The following is an 18674-nucleotide window of genomic DNA, read 5'->3' on the forward strand; positions in this document are numbered from 1 at the left end:
CTCTACCCAGATTCAAGAACTCTATAGCTTAAAATACAAATTAGATAACAAGAAAAATGAATAGTATAATAATTGATAAAGATGTAACTTTTGAAAAGTTATCTGATGATCATAGAACTTCTGTAATGGATATTTTCAATTTTTACATCGAGAATGACTTTTCAGCATATCCTGAAGAAAAACTTAACTATGATTATTATGACAATTTTTTAACTATATCAAACAAGTATCCAGCTTTAGTAATTAAGGTGAAGGAAAAGGTTGTTGGATTTTGTTTTCTTAATTCTTATAACCCTTCTTCAAGTTTCAAAGAAACCGCACTTATTACATATTTTATCGACAAAGACTTTAAAGGAAAAGGAATTGGAAAAAAGGCTTTAAAAAAGCTTGAAATTGAAGCTGAAAAAATCGGTATCAAAAACATATTGGCAAATATTGCTTCTGTCAATGAAGAAAGTCTTGCTTTCCATTCGAATAATGGATTTGTAAAATGCGGTGAATTTAAGAATATAATAAAGAAGTCGAATAAAGAGTTTAATATAATTTGGATGCAAAAGAAATTGAATTAAATAAAACCTACACACAACACGTGCTCATAAATAATTGCCGTTTAGTAGGTTATTCAAGGTTTTTAGCCCGCATCAAGTTTGGTGTAACTGGACAAGAAAGCAATCCGCAATCGGCAACTATTCATAGCACCATCCGTTGTGTGCAAGGCAAGAACCGCTAAGAACGAAAGTTTAACTTATGAAGAAACGATATTTAATTTACTTGATTTTCTGTCTATTGAGTGCATTGATTGGTGCTTTTGACTCAATTCGATATGAAATAACAGAAGCTTTTCTAATAATTACGATGATACCTAAATGGATTTGGATTATTTTGATATTAGTTTCATTGATTTATGGGATATATATATCAATTAGTTTATTGTCGCATAAAACCGTGATTGGATTATCTAATGGAGCTAAATTATTAAGATTAATTCTATGGATACCAGTGATTAGTTTTGGCAATATTGCAATGATTTATGGATTTTCTTCTGGTAGTGCTTTATTGATTAATAGATTGTCAGGAGAACAAAAAATAATTGTTGTTTCTGGACAAGTTATTGATTCTAAAAATAATTTACATGGACTTAAAACTAGCCATATGATTACTGTATTGACGGATAATTTAGAAAGTAATAGACGGATTGATTTTAAAGTCCCAAATAAAGTGGACATTGGGACAGCATTTTATCAAGAAATGACAATTGGTTCACTTGGATTATTATATAAAAAATGATAAAAATGCCCAGCACACAACACACAATATAGCCAATAAGGGGTTCAGTGGTTTGCGAAGGGTTTTAGCCCGCTTTAACTTTTCGTGTAACTTGACAGGAAATCACCCGCAATCCCTTACTGGCCATATTGTCAACGTTACCACCCATTATAAAACAAATAAATGAGACAACTCTACACTCTTATTCTTTTTTTAATTATTGTTTCTGCCAACGGACAAGGACGTTCAACCGTGAATTTAACAATTAAAGGTGAAATACCAGAAAAGGTGTATTATACATCCCCTGTCAATGGGTTATGCAATTCTCTATTCACTGAATATGGATTAACAGACACTAATGGTTCTTTAGATATTGAAGTTGTAACAAGTAAGCCCATAATAATTAGAATTTTATTGGGTGAGCATTACTTTTTAATCTTGGAACCAAATAAGGATTACAAACTTGAGGTTATTATTGAAAATGGAGGGATAGTCAAATACCATAACAACCAACCAACGGAATTGCAGAAGTTGTATGACGCTATGCCTAATAGAAATCCATTTTCATGTCAATACTTTACTGAATATGAAGTTAAGAATTATGTTAATACATTCAATCAACTTCGAGCCATGTTGAGTTCTGAAATTCAGAATTTGGAAAAGTATTCCTCAAATATCCACTATAATTCGGAAAGTTGTTCCTTACTAAGAATGGAACGCACTGTTTATTACAGCACACTAATTTCACATTTGGCTTCGGCATCCAATTTGCAATTTATAAGGACTAATCAGACTACACCAAGTGATGTATTCACAATTTGGAATAGTGCATTCTCAGAGGTTGATTTTACAGCCCCTATCACACTTCAAACTAGCCAAATATATTATCTAATAGACCTTTATTTGTGGTTTAGAATCTACGACAGGTATAGTGCGCAAGAGATACGTGAATCTAGAGCCCACCATCGGGAACAGAGGCAAATATTCACCCATACAATTAGTCTTGCAAATGAATTTCTGCCAAAAGAGATTTTAGAGTTTTACATAGCTTCTTTTCTTAGCCTTCAAACCATGCAGACACGAAACCAAAAAGAGGAAGAATTTGTCAGCCTGTTGACAAATTATGAACAAAGATTTCCGGCTAGTCAGTATACTTCTTTTTTTCAAGAGAATATTAAGTTAATCGAAAGCAATATGGAACCAATTAATAACGGGTGGTAACACGCGTTATAGTGCATGGCTAAGTGTCATAATAATAGTGGTTTTCGTCCTTTGAAGCGTAATATCAACGGCCAGAAAATATCTGCCAAGAAGATTAGCCACGCACCATACAGCCACACGTTGGCACCCATTAAATAAAGACACAGCAAATGTTAACGAAAGGATTTTTAAAACCTGAAATATCTATTGATAAACTTGGCAAAAGTCAATTTTGGACTGGTACTATTATTGGAGTTCTGATTGCTTTTGTTCTGAGTTACTTTTTCAATTATTCGAGAGAATCGTTGAGAATGATAACTTTTATGGCCGACCCATATATTCTGACTGAAAAAGAATTCAGACTTTATGATTTGTTTTTTGCATCCTTTGCAACAAGCCTCGGATTTGGATTTACGATTATTTATTGGTTGAGAGGTAGAAATAATAGCATTAAGAAACGATACTTAAAAACATTTACTGTTTCAAATGCCTGGCTGATTACTTTTGTTGCATTAATGTTAGTCGCAAGATTCGGTTCTATTTTACCAATCATCGTTTTTGGATTGCATAGATATGACGGACACCTTGATTTATTAAATGACTTTTGGCTAATGTTTGTATTAATTCCTATTTATGTGTTTTTCGCGCATTGGAATAGTATACGCATGATTTTTAGGACACGGTATTGGGTATTGCTTTCAGTTGTATTTTACATTTTGACAACTTTCTATCTTTATAAAACTACCTATGCAGACAGAGATATTTTAAATCAAAGTTACTATACTCAAAACAAACAACGATTTGATTACATAGATTCGGAACTTGATAAAGCAAAAAAACTTGGTGTATTTTTCAGCGATACAACCAAACAGATTTTAAGAAAAAAATATGCCGAGCGGACAACTGATTTAGTGCTAAACTTAAAACATGCTTTTCAAACTGAAAAGGCTGTTCCGCTTGATACGTTGATACTTGAAAAGATTGTAATACACAATATGAATAGACACGGATTATATTTTTATGGTCGTCATCAAGACAGAGATAAAAACTGGTCATATGCGTTGCCTGAGAATATTTACTATCAAATTCTAAAATATGACATTAATAGTGTAGAGACTGAAATTCTTTTTGAAATCTTATTTGAACAAATTTCGTTATTTACAGCACCTCATATAAATTGGGACGAGTGGGAAAAATATACTGATTATGAGAGGGAAAAATCATATTTTAGGAGAAATTTAATGTATAGCACTGAGACAATCCAAAGCAGATTGATTCAGGTAGTTGATAAATTAAAGTCAGACAAGAGATACGAGAAACATCACCATCTTCTAATTGACATCGAATTTGATAATGACAGAGGAAGACAAAAATATTACTTGATTGATGAAAAAATATACTTGGACTAAAGGAATAACGGGTGCCAACAATGTATATACAAAATAGGCGAAATAGTAGTAAATTCAAAGGTTGTAGCCCGCTTCAACGTTGTAACGGTTTGATAGGTTTGAAGCCCGCAATCGCCTACTTTGCATATACTAAACGTTGGCTGTAATTGTAAAAAACCTCGCAACATGAGAGAAACATTGATAATAATAGGATTTTTGATTTCTGTTTTACTGACTTCTTGCAGTTCCGATAAGAATGCGGATATAATAAAAGCTGATTGGAGTGGAATAGACTTGACTGGTATGGATTATAAAGTCGGTGATTACGTATATTTAAAGGACTCAAACTATTTCTATTCTGGACTTATCCTTGATTTTAACAAAGATAGTGCTGGAATTTGGATAGGCATTTGTTTTACAAATTACAAGGATACTATCAAACCTGATTTAAATTCATTAAAAAACTTGAAATTATTCGGTAGACAAATCCCGAGTGGATTAGTAAATACAACTTGTATCGACTGTTTTGATTTAGCCTACTTAAATGAGAGTGGATTAAAAAATGATACTTCAAAAGTCGGATTGATTGGAAATGTTGATTACGATAAAAAAATAGTTAGAGTTGGAGCGGAAAGTCCTTCATATGATTTAAGGGGTTTGATAAATTTCTACAATATTGGTGTTTCGCAGAGACAAAAAACACCAGATGATTGCAAGGAAGGTAAATTCAAAGCTGGTGCAATCACCGAAAGATATTTTGATTTTCATATGATTAAAAAATGACCAAAAAACTAAGCTCAACGATTTCGATTATTTTAAGCATTTTGTGCATATTGATAATTACATGGATTAATGCAAAAATTGCTAATCGGTATTTATCATCGGACGGTAAAACACAAGCACTATTTGGAATTGTTGAGACTCTTAGTTTTTCTTACAAATATTGGCTTATTGGATTGAGTATTGTTTCAATTATCACAGCGATTTTAGGTAAAAGAAAAAATGAGGGAAAACAGATTTTTTGGATTTCAATAACTTTAGGAATAATTTCAACGATAATAATATTTACTCCGATTTGGAGACTAATGATATGACTAACAAACAACTACAGCCAACACGCGGTCATAAAACAATGGGGGCGAAGTGGTTATTCGAGCCTCAGTTCTCGCATCAAAGTTCGTTGTACCTTGATAGTGAAGTAGCTCCGAAATCCCCAACGATTTTATACCGCCATCCGTTGGGCACAAGCAAAAGCGTAATCGCACAGAATTAACAAACCGAATGAAATCAATACAAGACATTTATAAGTCGACAAGTAGGACAAGTTTATATATTATTGGAACATTACTTTTATCGATAGGTTTTAGTATCTACGCAAATATTCCAGATTACAATAAAGTGTTTGGAAGTATTGTATTTCAGTTCCTAGGCTCGATGATTTTAGGATATGTAGTGTCTCAGTTTATTAATTTTTATAGAAAAAATGATTGGAGGAAAATATGGTTAAGAATTTATGTGTTTATGGTTGTACTATTTATTCTGACAGCTTTGTAGGTATTACTCCATCAGCTAATTATTAAACTCATGCTTGAAATTATAAAGTTATCTGGAAAGTTTATCGACTGAAAATAGCTCTGGTAATTACATTAATAATAATCGGAACGACGTTATTGCTTCCGTTGTTAAAGGCGGAAACATTTGATTTACTTGAATCATTGACTCAAAGTGCAATGACAATCGGATTATATATTATTATGACTCCTGTTTTTGTGATTGGTTATTACCTCTATAAAAAACAACAACAAGACAGAAATCCTGGTTATAAGTTAGAATTACCAGACATAAATAACGTTGATATATATTTGAGAGTTTATACTGTTTATGCGACTTTAGCTTTCATCGCAAGTCTCTTCATGGACAATATATTTTCTTAAAAAATGCCAGTGCCCAACATTGTGTAGCATTAATGGCGGGTGAAGCACGTTCCGCAAGGTTTATTTCCCGCATCAACCATCTAACGGTTTGAAAGGAGATTCGCCCGCAATCCGCCACTAATGCTACACTACCCGTTACCAAACATTTATGAGATACTGCATATACATAACATTCAGTCTGATTCTAATAAGCTGTAATCCATTTCATCAAGATAGAGTATTGGATTATGAGTCTGATTTTAAAGAGATTTCAGAAATAATGAAAGATTATTCAAATGTGACATTAGATTCTGATGAGGATGATAGATTCGCAGTAGATATGAGAAGACTCAATATTGACTTGATTGTTAAAAGTCTTGACAAACCAAATAATGAATATACTGGATTTGTAGAAGGAAATGATAGTTTGCTGATTTTTATTAAAAAGAGTTATTCGATACTAAAACCAGAAAAAAGGATTATTTATGATTTTGCATCTAGTCCTAGAAATTTTGGAAACGATACAATTACTAATGCATCATATGAAAGAAAGCAGTTAAATGATAGATGGTATTTTTCATCAGTAGGGTTTGATTAGTAAATGATAAATGGAAAGAACATTAAGACCATATAATCAAGAAGAAATAAGGCTTTTGAGAAATAGAAAGTTTTCAACTTGGCAACATTTTGAGAACTTTGGCATGAAATGGATTGGTGCAACAATAGTTTTTATTGTACCACTTCTACTCTTTGAAAAGTTTGTAAAAGAAGTGCCACCTTCGACAGAACTTCCTATTTTGATTGTATTAGAACTGATAGCAATTTTATTGGTACTTTATTGGATGAATAAAAGCGGAGAGTTAGACTGGAACAGAAATATTGAAAAGGAAATAAAATCTGGACAAGCAGAAGTTATATCGATTAAAACAGAAACAGTTGTTAAAAGAAAAGACCCCAAAGATTTTGGTTCTGGATTTTATTTAAAGATTGATGATTCAAAGACACTCTATCTTCAAGGTCAATATTATGACGAACTTCAATATTCCAGGAGATTTCCCAACTCTGATTTTAGTATAGTAAGGTCAAAACAAACGGGAGAAATGATTGACATAAAAGCAGCGGGAAAATACCTTAAGCCGATTCGCAAAATTGAACCATTTACAAAGGAACAATACGAATCGGGAATGATTCATTATGATGGAGAAATTTTAGAAATAGCAATTGATGAAATTAAATAAAAACGTTTGGTAACAATGTATATACAAAATAGGCGAAGTAGAACTAAATTCAAGAGTTGTAGCCCGCTTCAAAATGGTAACTGTTTGATAAGTTTGAAGCCCGCAATCGCCTACTTTGCATATACTCAACGTTAACCACAAACATAAAAAACAGCAGCATATGTACAAATTATTGACACATCAATGGAAAGAGAAAATTCGATCTTCATTTTGGCAAAAGAATATTATACTAAATATTGTACTTGGTATTTTAGGATTGTATCTCATATTAAATTTTATTGCAGTTAGCTTTTTTGCAGATAAAATACTGCTTGATGTATTTAAAGATTGTGATGTAATTGAATCATTTACAAGGTTATTATTCTACTATTTATTATTTGACTTGATTGCGAGGTTTTTCTTTCAACAACTACCAACCATCTCGATTCAACCATATCTTACGCTTCCAATAAAAAAAAGCACATTAATACATTATCCAATTATAAAAAGTGTGTTCAGCTTTTTCAATCTATTGGCAATTCTACTTATACTCCCTTTTTTTATCAAGAATATTTATCTAACACAGAGTTTTCAGTTCAGTTTGTTATGGATCGTTACAGTATTATCACTGATTGCTGGAAATAATTTCCTCAATTTTTCCTTAAAGAAATATTTTTCGAGACAAGCTCTAATATCGCTACTATTTCTATCATTTGTTGGACTTTTGATTTATCTCGACATTGCTAAAATCATATCTATATCAGAATATTTTTCAGCAGCTATTTTCTATTTGGTAAATACCACCACTTTTATTTTTGTTCCAGCTTTATTTGCGGTAATATCCTATTATTGGGCCTATACTATATTAAAAAATAACGCTTATATTGAAGATTCTCAAAAATTGACGATAAAAAAAAGTAATGGATTTTCTTTCTTAAATAATTATGGAGAAATAGGTCAACTAATTGGAGTTGAATTGAAAATGATTTTACGAAACAAAAGACCTCGATCACTTTTGTATATAAGTGGATTGTTTGTGCTTTATGGTTTCATGTTCTATAAAAACGAGAATTTGGATAATTACATAATATTAAGTTTGTCAGGTCTTTTATTACCTGCAATGTTTTCTACAAACTATGGACAATTCCTATTCTCATGGGAAAGTTCATTTTTTGATAGTTATTTGACAAACAAAATTTCCCATTTCAACTATATAAAGTCGAAACACATATTTTTTTCAATATCAAGTTCAATCGGATTTTTACTTGTTCTGCCTTACGCGTTGATTAGTTCAAAAATCGCTTTCATTAATGCCGCTTTCTTATTGTATAATATTGGTATATCGTCAATAATAATGATGTTCTTTTGCACTTTTAATACATCATATATAGATTTAGGTAAAAGTCAATTTATGAACTATCAAGGTACGGGCATAACGCAATTTTTAGTAATTCTACCAATAATTGGATTTCCTATTTTAATTTATTATTTACACATAATATTGGGAATTCTTCCCTTTTACTTTTATACAATAGCTGTAACTGGACTAATTGGAATTGCTTTAAATAAATACTTCTTAGAGTTAATTGTTAGCCGATTTAATTACCGTAAATATAAAATGGCCGTTGGTTTTAGACAAAAATAAAGAAACTATGATAGAATTAATTAACCTTCAAAAAGTATATGGAACTCAAGTAGCACTCTCCATTGGTAAACTTGAAATAGCCCAAAATGATTTTATAGGGTTAGTAGGGAATAATGGGGCAGGTAAGACAACAATGCTTAGTTTAATACTCGATTTAATAAAACCGACTAAAGGTCTAGTAAAATCAAAATCACTAAATGTTTCAGAATCGGATGAATGGAAAAATTATACTGGCTCATTTCTAAATGAAGGTTTTCTTATTCCTTTTTTGAGTCCTATTGAATTTTTTGAGTTTATTGGAAGTTTGCACGGAAAAAACAGTGCTGATATTAAAGATTTTCTGGAAGAGAATGAGCAATTTTTCAAGCAAGATGCTTTTTCCGGTAAATATATTCGAGAACTGTCGGCAGGGAATAAAAATAAAATTGGCATTTTAGCTTCATTCCTTTCAAAACCAGAGATACTAATTCTTGATGAACCTTTTTCTAATCTGGATCCAAGTTCTCAATCTTGGTTAAAATCAAAATTAAAAGCACTAAGCAATGAAGGTGTTACAATATTGATTTCAAGCCATGATTTAAAACATGTAACTGAAGTGTGTAATCGAATACTTTTACTTGAAGATGGTCATATTGTTAAAGACACAAATACAAGTAATGAAACATTGATTGAGTTGGAGCAATATTTTGACATCTAAAAATGTCAGTGGTTAACAAGCAATATAACCAATGTCGGGCGCGGTGGTAGCTTGAAAGCGTCTGCCCCGCTCAAAGTTTTGTAACGGTTGACAGGGATGTCGCCCGCATTCCGCCACTGGTCATATTGCAAACCGTTGTGTTTCATGCAAAGAGAGACAGTGCAACTAAAGCCAACGCACATTTGGCACATTTGCAAGCCCAAACACACAAAGCTGACGCTTCAGCTTGCAAAAGAGCCAAATTTAACAAGCCCACAGTGGAAATAGATATGATATGAGTAACATTAGATTAAATTTTTTACCAATTACTGACCAAGAGTTTGAATTCAATATCTATAGGAAAGAGATTGAAGGAGCAATAGAGAAGAACTCTGGATTAAAATGGTATAGATTGTTTCCTGATTCTGAGGCAACAGAAAGAAAGAACTATTATGTGTCTACTGATAAAGAAGACGGATTTGAGAGTTTTTCTTGCCACCCGAACCATAATATTGATTTAACAAAATGGTACTTATTTGAATCGTTAAAGAAATCTGTAACAAATTCAAACTTAACTATTGAATACTCTTTTTATCAACGACATAAATTAAACGAAATTCAGTTTACTGTAAATGAATTTAATGAAGGGAAACAATTAGTGATTTTATCTCCATACTATCTTCGGCAAGAAGATAAGCATGGTTTCTTAATTGATTTCAAATTTCGCAAAGCTGAAAATACATCATTTAATAAGGAGGTACAACGTCTCAGTTTAAGCTTGGATGAAAAATATAGAAGTAATAAAAACTACTATTTGGATAAGCATAGACTATTTCAAGGTTTTCTAAAAAGTAATTTTCAATCCATTAAATCCTTTAATATATCAGATTCGGTAATTAACCTTAGCGATGAATTAATGTCTGTTTCTTGCAATCATTTAGACAAGAAACAATATATATTTTCTAAGAATAGGACTTCAAGTTCGCAATTTTTAGGAATAAAAAATTATGGTCCTTTAAACATAGTATCGGACGACGTACAGTTTGTTTTTATATTTGAAGATAGGTTCAAAACATTCGCAAATGATATTTTTCTTAGCTTGATTGGTAAAGCAAACCCTGGCACATTTCCAGGAATGGAGGCAATGTTTAAGATAAAGCTCGATAAAACAAAAGTGAAAAGGGTTTCAATATCAGATTATTCAAATCCAGAACTTTTGAAAGCAGTTGATAAGGTTGTTGAGTTTTCAAAAGATAAAAAAACAATTGCCGTATTTATTGAGGATTATTCAGAAGAAGAAGGAAATTCAGAGCCGTATTACTTTCTAAAGTATCAATTCTTAAAGAAGGATATTCCTTTACAAGTCTTAAACTATCAGAAATTAAGTGCTCGAAATACTCTAAAATGGTCAACCTCCAACATAGGATTACAAGTTTTCTCTAAGCTTGGGGGAAAACCTTGGATTGTTAAACCTTCGAATACTGACTGTCTAATTCTTGGGATTGGTTCTTCTCATAAGAAAGATAAAGAAACAGGTAAAATACAGAGATTCTTTGCTTACTCAATTTGTCTTGATTCATCGGGTCTTTATAAGAAACTTGAAGTACTTGCTGAAGACGAAGATGAAACAAATTACCTACAGAGTCTACAAAATGGCTTAGTTCAGTTATTATCAAATGATGATTTCTCAAATTATAAAAGTTGCGTTTTACACCTACCATTTAAAATAAAACGGTCAGAAATAAAAGCATTAGAGCAAGCCATTAATGAAGTGTCTAATCTTGATTTTACAGTTGTTAAGATTAATGTTGACAATAGGTTTTTTGGTTTTAGTAATCACAATACTTTAGTCCCGTATGAAAGTAGTTATATTCAACTAGCGAGTAACCAGTTTTTAGTTTGGTTTGAGGGATTAAATTACGGTAAAGAGATTGTTGACAAGCGTTTATCAAATCCTGTACATTTAGAATTTCTCAATATTGGGGCAAGAGTAGAAGATTATAAATCTTATTTGCAAGACATAATTAATCTTTCAGGCGCAAATTGGAGAGGATTTAATGCTAAATCTGTTCCTATCTCAATATATTATTCAAAAATAATTACAGAATACATTTCTGAGTTTGGTGATATTGTAGATGTTGAGCAAATGTCTGTTACTAATGATAAACCTTGGTTTTTATAGATATGGAAATAAAAGGCGAACAAATAATGTTTTTATTAGGTGCTGGAGCCAGCTTTGAAGCAAAGATTCCAATATCTAATCAAATGGTTGGTGAAATTGAAAAACTAATAATAGAAGATTCTGATTGGCGACCTTATAAGGAGCTTTATTATTACCTTAAAAGTTCAATACATTACTCTGAAGGTATATTTGGCAAATTTGGTGAGCCATTTAATGTTGAGAAATTATTAGTTGTAATCTCTGAAATAGAAAAACGCGATAGAAATATTGTTTACCCATTCATTGGCTCTTGGAACATAAGATTAATAGACTTAGCAGGAAGTGATTTCAAAAAAATTACGGATTTCAAGAAATTGATTCGGAAGAAATTGAATAGTTGGGTTCGTGTTAAAAACTATGAAAATGACGCCAGTTATTACAACGGTTTTATCACACTATCAAGAGAAATTGGTAATGCAGTAAAAGTATTTACATTCAATTATGATTTATGCTTTGAAAGAGTGGTTGGTAAGGAACTTCAAGTTGAAACAGGGTTTAATAGAACTTCAAGAGAATGGCACTATAGCAATTTTGAGGATAGTCTGGAAAAACATTTTTTCTTATATAAATTACATGGTTCAATTGACTGGTATACAAAACCAGATGAACCTAATAAACTCTTTCAAAGTGATGAACCCGAAGATAATCCAGAATTGATATTTGGAATTCAGAATAAGTTAGACTCAATTGACCCTTACTTTTTCTATACTTCAGAGCTAAGAAAATCGACACTTGAAGACTCTAAATTGATTGTAACAATTGGTTATAGTTTTTCGGATGATTATGCAAATAGAATACTGACTCAAGCATTAAATTCGAAAGATGACTTACGACTTTTAGCGGTTGGATATTCAAATAGTCCTGAAAAAACTGAAATAGAACTAATTCAGAAAAGACTTGATTTAAAGAGTGACAACCAAATAAGTGTATACCTTAATGGAGCAAAAAGCTTTATGACTGATACAATGAATAAAGACTATTTATCTGATTTTATTACTAATTCAAAAGATGCCCCCTTCTAAGCCATGCACATTAAGCAAACCCACATATCAACCGCACAACCAAATTTGCTTAAAGAGCATGTTTTCCCAACGCATGAGGAGACAGAAATGATAAAGCACGAAAACACAACAATGTGTATAGTGCATAAGGGTTTTAGAGGTTTTCGAGCGGTATCACCCGCATTTATTTTTAGTGGTAACTTGATTGGTTTGAAGCCCGCAATCCCTTACGACACCATACACTCAACGTTGGGCAAAATTTTATAAAAAAAGAATTACAAAAGACACATTAACGGACAATGGAAAAGCTAATCCATCATTATACAACTTTAAATACTCTTGCACTTATCTTGAGAACTAAGAAAATCAGATTCAATCGTTTGGATAGAGTCGATGATGTGACTGAAAGTATGATATATGGGGAATATGATTTATCTAAATACCTATTTGTAAGCTGTTGGACATCTGAGCAAAATGAAAGTATTCCACAGTGGCATATGTATACAGAGGGAATGAAAGGAGTACGAATTTCTTTTAATAAGGATATGTTTAACTATAAACCTTTAAATCCTATAAAAGAAAGTTTTGTAAAAGAAGGTGATGTTTTATCGCCAATACCATTTGAATCCTTATTCACGGACGATTATATAATTATCCCTAATTTTACTAATAAGAATAATTTCGAGAGAAAAGTTGAATATGTTGATAATCCATATGTGTATTATAAAGACGCTGTAGATTTAAGAAGAAACCCAGATGGAACTTCAAATATTCAAATTAAAGAAGTTCAGAAACTTGCTATGTATAAAAATGAAGAATGGAGTTTCCAAAAAGAATTTAGATTTGTCCTATTTATTTTACCAGGGTATCCAATTCCAGAAGGTGGAATTTCAGATGAAAAATATAATAGTGAAATGCCTTCATTTGTTTTGAAATCGATTATCAATGGAGTTGCTCCTAAAATAGACTATTTTGATGTTGAATTAAAGCAAGAAGTATTAGATAATATCGAGGTCACACTAGGACCACTTCACAATTGTGGAGACAAAATCATTGTTGAATCATTATTAGAGAAATATACAAAAAATGGCAAAGTGTCAGAAAGTAAGTTAACAGGAAATATTAGAATTCCTAAAAGGTAAAAAAAACTTTGCCCAACATCATATATAAAATATTGGGGGTATAGTGGTTACTTGAACCATTCTGCCCCGAAGAAACTTTTGTAACGGCAGACAGGGATGACGCCCGCAAACCCCAACATTCCATATATGTGACCGTTAGCAAAAATATAAAGAAAGCGTTCTGCACAGAATAAAAACTTATAAATATGATAAAAAAGACATGTTTAATAACTGGAGGAAATTCTGGAATTGGAAAGCAAGCTGCTATTCAATTGGCTCAAACTGGATTTCATGTCATAATTGGAGTTAGAAACTTAAAGCGTGGAGAGATTGCACTTGCAGAGATTAAAGAAAAATCGGAACAAAATGACATTGAGTTATTGCAGATTGATATGTCATCAAAAAAATCAATTTTAGATGCATCGCTTGAATTGAAAAATAGAATTGATAAGTTGGATGTATTAATTCATAACGCCGCCGATTTTGATATTGCACGAAAACAACCTGTAAAATCTTTAGATGGAATTGAAACCATTTGGGCAACAAATCAAATTGGGCCAGTTTTATTGACTGATTCTGTTATTGACTTGATTAAAGAAAGTGAGCAGGGTAGGATTATTACAATTGCTTCCCAAGGATTAGTAATGCACCCAAAATTGACAGTTGATTTGAAAGACCCTGAATTTGAAAAAAGAAAATTTAGTGTGCCAAATGCTTATTATCAATCGAAACTTGCACAAGTTATGTATACTTATTGGTTGTCTGAAAAACTTAAAGACACAGGCATAACCGTAAATTGCATTCGAGTAACAAACGTGAAAGTTGACACAAGTCGCTACCCAAATATTTCAGGATTTATGAAATTTCTTTATTCAATAAAAAGTAGATTTTCGATTTCACCTGAAGATATGGCTAAAACATATACTTATTTAGCATCATCCCCAGATATAAATAAAATGACAGGAAAATATATCAACGAAAAGAATAAAACAGTTGCTTCATCACCATACAGTATGAAAAAAGAAAATATTGATGCTGTAATGGAGTTGACAATGAGATATATAAATTAAATACTTTTGCTAACATTTTGTATAAGTAATGGCAGGCGTTGTGGTAAATATCAAAGTTTGTAGCCCGCTCAAACTGCGTAGCGGTTTGACAGGGAAGTACCACGCAATCTGCCACTACTCATACAATTTACCGTTAGCCACAAGTTGAAGTGTATTACCGCAAAAAATTGAAATATGAGAATTAATTACATTAAAGAATTGATTTGTTTATTTGCCATTTTCACTTTTCTAAATGGATGCTCAAAAGATGATTTTACATACGAAGACGTCTTTAAGAATGATACTGAGTTTAATGTTGTCGTTGAACCTCACCAGATAGTACTTGACTATATTGATGAAACTTTTAAGCTAGAAATTAAGCCATATGAAACAAAAAGTATTCGTTCAGACGAAATATATGCTTTGTTTCAAGTTACATCTAGTGAAACAGACAAGAATTTTAGTTATAAGTTGACCAATAGTACAAATGTGATTTATTGCTACAATTTTAAGGTTAGCTATGTAATTTCGGGTACATCTGAAAAAGCAAATTTGACTTATAGCACTCCTAGTGGAGGAACTGGTCAAAGAAGTAGTATATCACTTCCTCATAGAATTGATTATGATAAATTTGGAGATGACTTTTTATATATTTCTGCACAAAATGATACCGATAGAGGTTCTGTGAAAGTCGAGATATATTATGAAGACAGATTAGTAGCATCAGATACGGCTAATGGAGCGTATAGTATTGCAACTGCCAGTAAATAGATTTAATTACAAATAATACAAGAAATGACTATGCATAAGACTATTGTTTTAATATTGATTCTACTATGTTCACTAAATATTCTTGCACAAAAGAAACAGGAAGAATATCAAATTCCCAGAATAGAAAACACAGGAAAATATGGGTTCGAAAAAGTAATTAAAATTGATAATAAATCAGCAAAACAACTCTATGACCATATAAAAAGCTATTTAATTAAAAAACATGCAGATAATGATTTCATAATTGCAAATGAAGCAAAGGAACTATTTGACCATGGTAGTTTTCCGGCAACTTTTAAGGTTACAAATATCCAAATAACCTATACAATATTGTACACTCTGTCCATCAAATTTAAGGACAACAAGTTTAAGTTAGTTTTATCGGACATGAAAGCAAGTACAAATTCACAAGGCACTACCTCGGAAGTTCCATTGGAGAATCATTTTGAAAATATGAATGCATTAGCAACAGGCAAGAAATATGCTAGAGAAATGAATGAAAGTTTATCTGAATCAATTATCAATGGAGCAAATAAATTATTCGTAGACATTGAGAATAGTTTCGCAGAAAAAGATGAATGGTAAAAAACAACCAGTGGCTAACACGCGTTATAGTGCATGGCTAAGTATCATATTTATAGCTAGTTTCGTCCACTGAAGAGCATTCTTGACGGCCAGAAAATTTCTACCAAGTAGATTAGCCACGCACCATATCGCTATACGTTAGCGCCAAGTTGACCAGCGATACTGCAAAACAAAAAGATTTTTTTAAAAATGAAANGCCAAGTTGACCAGCGATACTGCAAAACAAAAAGATTTTTTTAAAAATGAAAATATTATTTCTATTTATAACTGGATTTCTACTGATAAGTGGTTGTCAATTTGATAATAAGTGGAATTGTTTTGGAGCATCTTCACCTACTGATTTGGAGATAAAAAATCCGAATGATAAAAAAATTCATATTATTTTATTTGTTTATTCAAAAGAAAATGGATATAAAAAATTAGTAGATTTTAAGATAAAACCCAAAGAAACTAAGGTAATCTGTCTTGAGAATGAAGGGCCCATAGAAGATGGATTATATCTTTATTATGACCAAAGAGTATCGAAAATTAAGCTTTCTAACATAGAAATAAATAAATTCGATTTGAGTTCAGAATTACATAAGATTGATTTAACAAATGATTTATTAAAAGCAATAAAATGAAAACAAAGGTTTTGATAATTGGATTACTTCTCGGATTGTTTTCTATGACATGTTATTCGCAATCTGATAAAAAGACAGATTTTAAATTTCCTGATTATATTGGATATGTTAATGATTTCGAGGGGATTTTAACACAAGAACAGATTAAGGATTTAAATGAAATTATTTCAAAACATGAAAAAGAATCAACAAATGAGATTGCTATTGTTACTATTTTTTCATTTGAACCATATAAAACTCTATTTGATTATTCATTGGCTTTAGCAAATTATTGGGGGATTGGTAAAAAGGATAAAAATAATGGTATTGCTATTGTATTTGGTAAACAAATTCGACAGATACGAATTCAAGTCGGTTATGGACTGGAAAACAAACTCAAGGATGATGAAGCTAAAAGGATAATTGATAATACAATTATTCCAGAATTTAAAAAGGGAGATTATTTTGCTGGGATTAAAAAAGGTCTTTTAGAAATAATTGACCAGATAAAATGATAGAAAAATAAAAACAACCAGGCGCTAACATCGTGTATAAAGTATTGGGGTTTAAGTGATTAAATCAAACGTTCTGCCCCGCATCGGCGTTTGTGTCGGCGGATAGGAACGAAGCCCGCAATCCCCAACGCTTCATACACGTATCCGTTGTGTGCAAAACTTACTCAAACTCAAACACTAACTGAAATATGAAAAGATTAATAGTAATTACACTAACCCAAGTAATTATTGGGCTGATAAGCTGTAGTAGTCAGACAAAAGATTTAGACAATCTTGACAAAGTTTTAGAGAAAATTAGACAAATCGAAACATCTTCATATTATTCAACTAATTTCTTCTGCTTTTCAGGGGACACAATACCAATAGATGAGAAAACCTTTGAATATTTTAATGAATATACTGTACCGATAGACACATCTGTTGGAGCTTACTACGTAAAATTTGAATTATCAGACACTACAAAAATGATTTTTGCTTACGATGGAAAGATAAGAGCAAGAATTAATTGGAAAGAAAATAACTTTGAGACTGACGATTTTAGTAAAAATCCATGGCCATATAGAGCAGTAATTGCTCCTTTCTTTGCAAAATCCAAAGCCTTGATTGAATATGCTTTAACAACTAAAGATAGCATCAAAATCGATTCTGTTTTTTATAAAAACTCTGTTGCTTACAAAATATCAATTTTTAATGAGAGAGTGGAATTAGTCGGTAGACTTCCAATACATATTTCAGAATTAGGTTCCAACGAAGGTGTTATATCGGAATATATCATATGGATAAATAGAAAAACGAACCTTCCGTATAAATTCCAAAGAACGCTACCTGCAAATACAATGATTGAGGAAATTAGTAATTTGAAAATTAACAATCTCAATAGAAACAATTTTGCTATTTCAAATTATATACCTGTGGATATGCCTACAAGAACAGAAGCAGATAATAAGCCTAAAATAGATTTAATCAACAGTATTGCATTTAACTATCAATTAAATGATTTGGAAAATCAATCCCATTCCCTGAAAGACATTTCAAGTAAAGTGTACATGATTAATTTAACGAGTATGTTTTGCGGACCTTGTGGATTGTCTGTGGAATTTTTAAATGATTTGAGCAAAAAATATAGTAAAGAGGATTTTAGTTTTGTCAGTTTGTACAATGAAAATGAGAAAAAAGGATTGCTAAATTACATAAAACAACATGAGATAAAATATGAAGTTTTACTCGCTGATAAAACAACATTAGATTCTTATAATTTGCATTTAACGCCTACATTTCTTATTCTGGACAATAATAAGAGAATTAGTAAAATAATCTATGGTTATAAAAAAGGGGAAACTGAGATTGAAATTGAAAATGCAATTAAAACATTATTATAAAGTTCAGCACACAACATCATATATAAAAATATTGGGGGGTTAAGTGGTTACTCGAAAGTTTCTGCCCCGCAGAAACTTTTGTAACGGCAGACAAGTCTGTCTCCCGCAGCCCCAACATTTCATAT

At 31.5% G+C, this 18674-nt stretch carries 19 protein-coding genes; all 19 read left to right on the plus strand.

The window, feature by feature from the left end:
* Window positions 1-56: 56 nt before the first annotated feature.
* The 19 genes from B4W65_RS15575 (at window position 57) to B4W65_RS15680 (ending at window position 18549) form a co-directional block, all read left to right on the plus strand.
* On the plus strand, window positions 57-569 hold the full coding sequence (locus tag B4W65_RS15575; RefSeq protein WP_088656100.1) for a GNAT family N-acetyltransferase: 513 nt from the start codon (window positions 57-59) through the stop codon (window positions 567-569).
* A 178-nt stretch (window positions 570-747) separates the two neighbouring features.
* Window positions 748-1287, plus strand: coding sequence for a hypothetical protein (locus tag B4W65_RS15580; RefSeq protein ID WP_088656101.1), 540 nt, complete (start codon window positions 748-750; stop codon window positions 1285-1287).
* A gap of 162 nt (window positions 1288-1449) precedes the next feature.
* On the plus strand, window positions 1450-2487 hold the full coding sequence (locus tag B4W65_RS15585) for a hypothetical protein (protein WP_088656102.1): 1038 nt from the start codon (window positions 1450-1452) through the stop codon (window positions 2485-2487).
* Between the two features lie 149 nt (window positions 2488-2636).
* Window positions 2637-3875, plus strand: a complete 1239-nt coding sequence (locus tag B4W65_RS15590) for a hypothetical protein (RefSeq protein WP_088656103.1) — start codon at window positions 2637-2639, stop codon at window positions 3873-3875.
* Window positions 3876-4040: 165 nt separating this feature from the next.
* Complete coding sequence (locus B4W65_RS15595) at window positions 4041-4637, plus strand: hypothetical protein (RefSeq protein ID WP_088656104.1); 597 nt, start codon at window positions 4041-4043, stop codon at window positions 4635-4637.
* Window positions 4634-4948, plus strand: coding sequence for a hypothetical protein (locus B4W65_RS15600; protein WP_088656105.1), 315 nt, complete (start codon window positions 4634-4636; stop codon window positions 4946-4948). Before B4W65_RS15595 ends, B4W65_RS15600 begins: the two co-directional genes overlap by 4 nt.
* Window positions 4949-5936: 988 nt before the next feature.
* Window positions 5937-6365 (plus strand): hypothetical protein, encoded by a 429-nt coding sequence (locus tag B4W65_RS15615; protein WP_088656108.1) that lies wholly within the window; start codon window positions 5937-5939, stop codon window positions 6363-6365.
* Window positions 6366-6375: 10 nt separating this feature from the next.
* Window positions 6376-7005 carry a hypothetical protein gene (locus B4W65_RS15620; protein ID WP_146697812.1) on the plus strand — a complete coding sequence of 210 codons (630 nt, stop codon included), beginning with the start codon at window positions 6376-6378 and terminating at the stop codon, window positions 7003-7005.
* Window positions 7006-7165: 160 nt separating this feature from the next.
* Window positions 7166-8629: a DUF5687 family protein gene (locus tag B4W65_RS15625; protein ID WP_088656110.1), complete on the plus strand. Its 1464-nt coding sequence runs from the start codon at window positions 7166-7168 to the stop codon at window positions 8627-8629.
* A 7-nt stretch (window positions 8630-8636) separates the two neighbouring features.
* Complete coding sequence (locus B4W65_RS15630) at window positions 8637-9326, plus strand: ABC transporter ATP-binding protein (protein WP_088656111.1); 690 nt, start codon at window positions 8637-8639, stop codon at window positions 9324-9326.
* A 274-nt stretch (window positions 9327-9600) separates the two neighbouring features.
* Window positions 9601-11487 carry a Piwi domain-containing protein gene (locus B4W65_RS15635; protein WP_088656112.1) on the plus strand — a complete coding sequence of 629 codons (1887 nt, stop codon included), beginning with the start codon at window positions 9601-9603 and terminating at the stop codon, window positions 11485-11487.
* Between the two features lie 2 nt (window positions 11488-11489).
* Window positions 11490-12548, plus strand: coding sequence for an SIR2 family protein (locus B4W65_RS15640; RefSeq protein WP_088656113.1), 1059 nt, complete (start codon window positions 11490-11492; stop codon window positions 12546-12548).
* A 278-nt stretch (window positions 12549-12826) separates the two neighbouring features.
* The gene (locus B4W65_RS15650) at window positions 12827-13669 is read left to right on the plus strand and encodes a DUF2971 domain-containing protein (protein ID WP_088656115.1); all 843 of its coding nucleotides are present in this window, start codon (window positions 12827-12829) and stop codon (window positions 13667-13669) included.
* A gap of 185 nt (window positions 13670-13854) precedes the next feature.
* Window positions 13855-14718, plus strand: coding sequence for an SDR family NAD(P)-dependent oxidoreductase (locus tag B4W65_RS15655; protein WP_088656116.1), 864 nt, complete (start codon window positions 13855-13857; stop codon window positions 14716-14718).
* 174 nt (window positions 14719-14892) lie between these two features.
* A complete protein-coding gene (locus tag B4W65_RS15660) occupies window positions 14893-15468 on the plus strand; it encodes a hypothetical protein (protein WP_088656117.1) in 576 nt (191 codons plus the stop codon).
* Window positions 15469-15498: 30 nt separating this feature from the next.
* The gene (locus B4W65_RS15665) at window positions 15499-16053 is read left to right on the plus strand and encodes a DUF4468 domain-containing protein (RefSeq protein ID WP_158522870.1); all 555 of its coding nucleotides are present in this window, start codon (window positions 15499-15501) and stop codon (window positions 16051-16053) included.
* A gap of 242 nt (window positions 16054-16295) precedes the next feature.
* Window positions 16296-16676, plus strand: a complete 381-nt coding sequence (locus B4W65_RS15670; protein ID WP_088656119.1) for a hypothetical protein — start codon at window positions 16296-16298, stop codon at window positions 16674-16676.
* A complete protein-coding gene (locus B4W65_RS15675; protein WP_088656120.1) occupies window positions 16673-17170 on the plus strand; it encodes a TPM domain-containing protein in 498 nt (165 codons plus the stop codon). The genes B4W65_RS15670 and B4W65_RS15675 overlap by 4 nt, the downstream gene beginning before the upstream one ends.
* Before the next feature lie 188 nt (window positions 17171-17358).
* Window positions 17359-18549 carry a TlpA family protein disulfide reductase gene (locus B4W65_RS15680; RefSeq protein ID WP_088656121.1) on the plus strand — a complete coding sequence of 397 codons (1191 nt, stop codon included), beginning with the start codon at window positions 17359-17361 and terminating at the stop codon, window positions 18547-18549.
* The last annotated feature ends 125 nt before the right edge of the window (window positions 18550-18674 follow it).

The sequence above is a fragment of the Geofilum rhodophaeum genome, from assembly GCF_002210225.1.
GTDB lineage: Bacteria > Bacteroidota > Bacteroidia > Bacteroidales > Marinilabiliaceae > Geofilum > Geofilum rhodophaeum.

Coding starts and splice junctions, on each gene's coding strand:
- B4W65_RS15625 (WP_088656110.1), top strand. CDS start 7,166: ATGTACAAATTATTGACACATCAATGGAAAGAGAAAATTCGATCTTCA.
- B4W65_RS15585 (WP_088656102.1), top strand. CDS start 1,450: ATGAGACAACTCTACACTCTTATTCTTTTTTTAATTATTGTTTCTGCC.
- B4W65_RS15680 (WP_088656121.1), top strand. CDS start 17,359: ATGAAAAGATTAATAGTAATTACACTAACCCAAGTAATTATTGGGCTG.
- B4W65_RS15595 (WP_088656104.1), top strand. CDS start 4,041: ATGAGAGAAACATTGATAATAATAGGATTTTTGATTTCTGTTTTACTG.
- B4W65_RS15650 (WP_088656115.1), top strand. CDS start 12,827: ATGGAAAAGCTAATCCATCATTATACAACTTTAAATACTCTTGCACTT.
- B4W65_RS15630 (WP_088656111.1), top strand. CDS start 8,637: ATGATAGAATTAATTAACCTTCAAAAAGTATATGGAACTCAAGTAGCA.
- B4W65_RS15600 (WP_088656105.1), top strand. CDS start 4,634: ATGACCAAAAAACTAAGCTCAACGATTTCGATTATTTTAAGCATTTTG.
- B4W65_RS15675 (WP_088656120.1), top strand. CDS start 16,673: ATGAAAACAAAGGTTTTGATAATTGGATTACTTCTCGGATTGTTTTCT.
- B4W65_RS15655 (WP_088656116.1), top strand. CDS start 13,855: ATGATAAAAAAGACATGTTTAATAACTGGAGGAAATTCTGGAATTGGA.
- B4W65_RS15615 (WP_088656108.1), top strand. CDS start 5,937: ATGAGATACTGCATATACATAACATTCAGTCTGATTCTAATAAGCTGT.
- B4W65_RS15670 (WP_088656119.1), top strand. CDS start 16,296: ATGAAAATATTATTTCTATTTATAACTGGATTTCTACTGATAAGTGGT.
- B4W65_RS15580 (WP_088656101.1), top strand. CDS start 748: ATGAAGAAACGATATTTAATTTACTTGATTTTCTGTCTATTGAGTGCA.
- B4W65_RS15620 (WP_146697812.1), top strand. CDS start 6,376: ATGGAAAGAACATTAAGACCATATAATCAAGAAGAAATAAGGCTTTTG.
- B4W65_RS15665 (WP_158522870.1), top strand. CDS start 15,499: ATGCATAAGACTATTGTTTTAATATTGATTCTACTATGTTCACTAAAT.
- B4W65_RS15635 (WP_088656112.1), top strand. CDS start 9,601: ATGAGTAACATTAGATTAAATTTTTTACCAATTACTGACCAAGAGTTT.
- B4W65_RS15575 (WP_088656100.1), top strand. CDS start 57: ATGAATAGTATAATAATTGATAAAGATGTAACTTTTGAAAAGTTATCT.
- B4W65_RS15640 (WP_088656113.1), top strand. CDS start 11,490: ATGGAAATAAAAGGCGAACAAATAATGTTTTTATTAGGTGCTGGAGCC.
- B4W65_RS15660 (WP_088656117.1), top strand. CDS start 14,893: ATGAGAATTAATTACATTAAAGAATTGATTTGTTTATTTGCCATTTTC.
- B4W65_RS15590 (WP_088656103.1), top strand. CDS start 2,637: ATGTTAACGAAAGGATTTTTAAAACCTGAAATATCTATTGATAAACTT.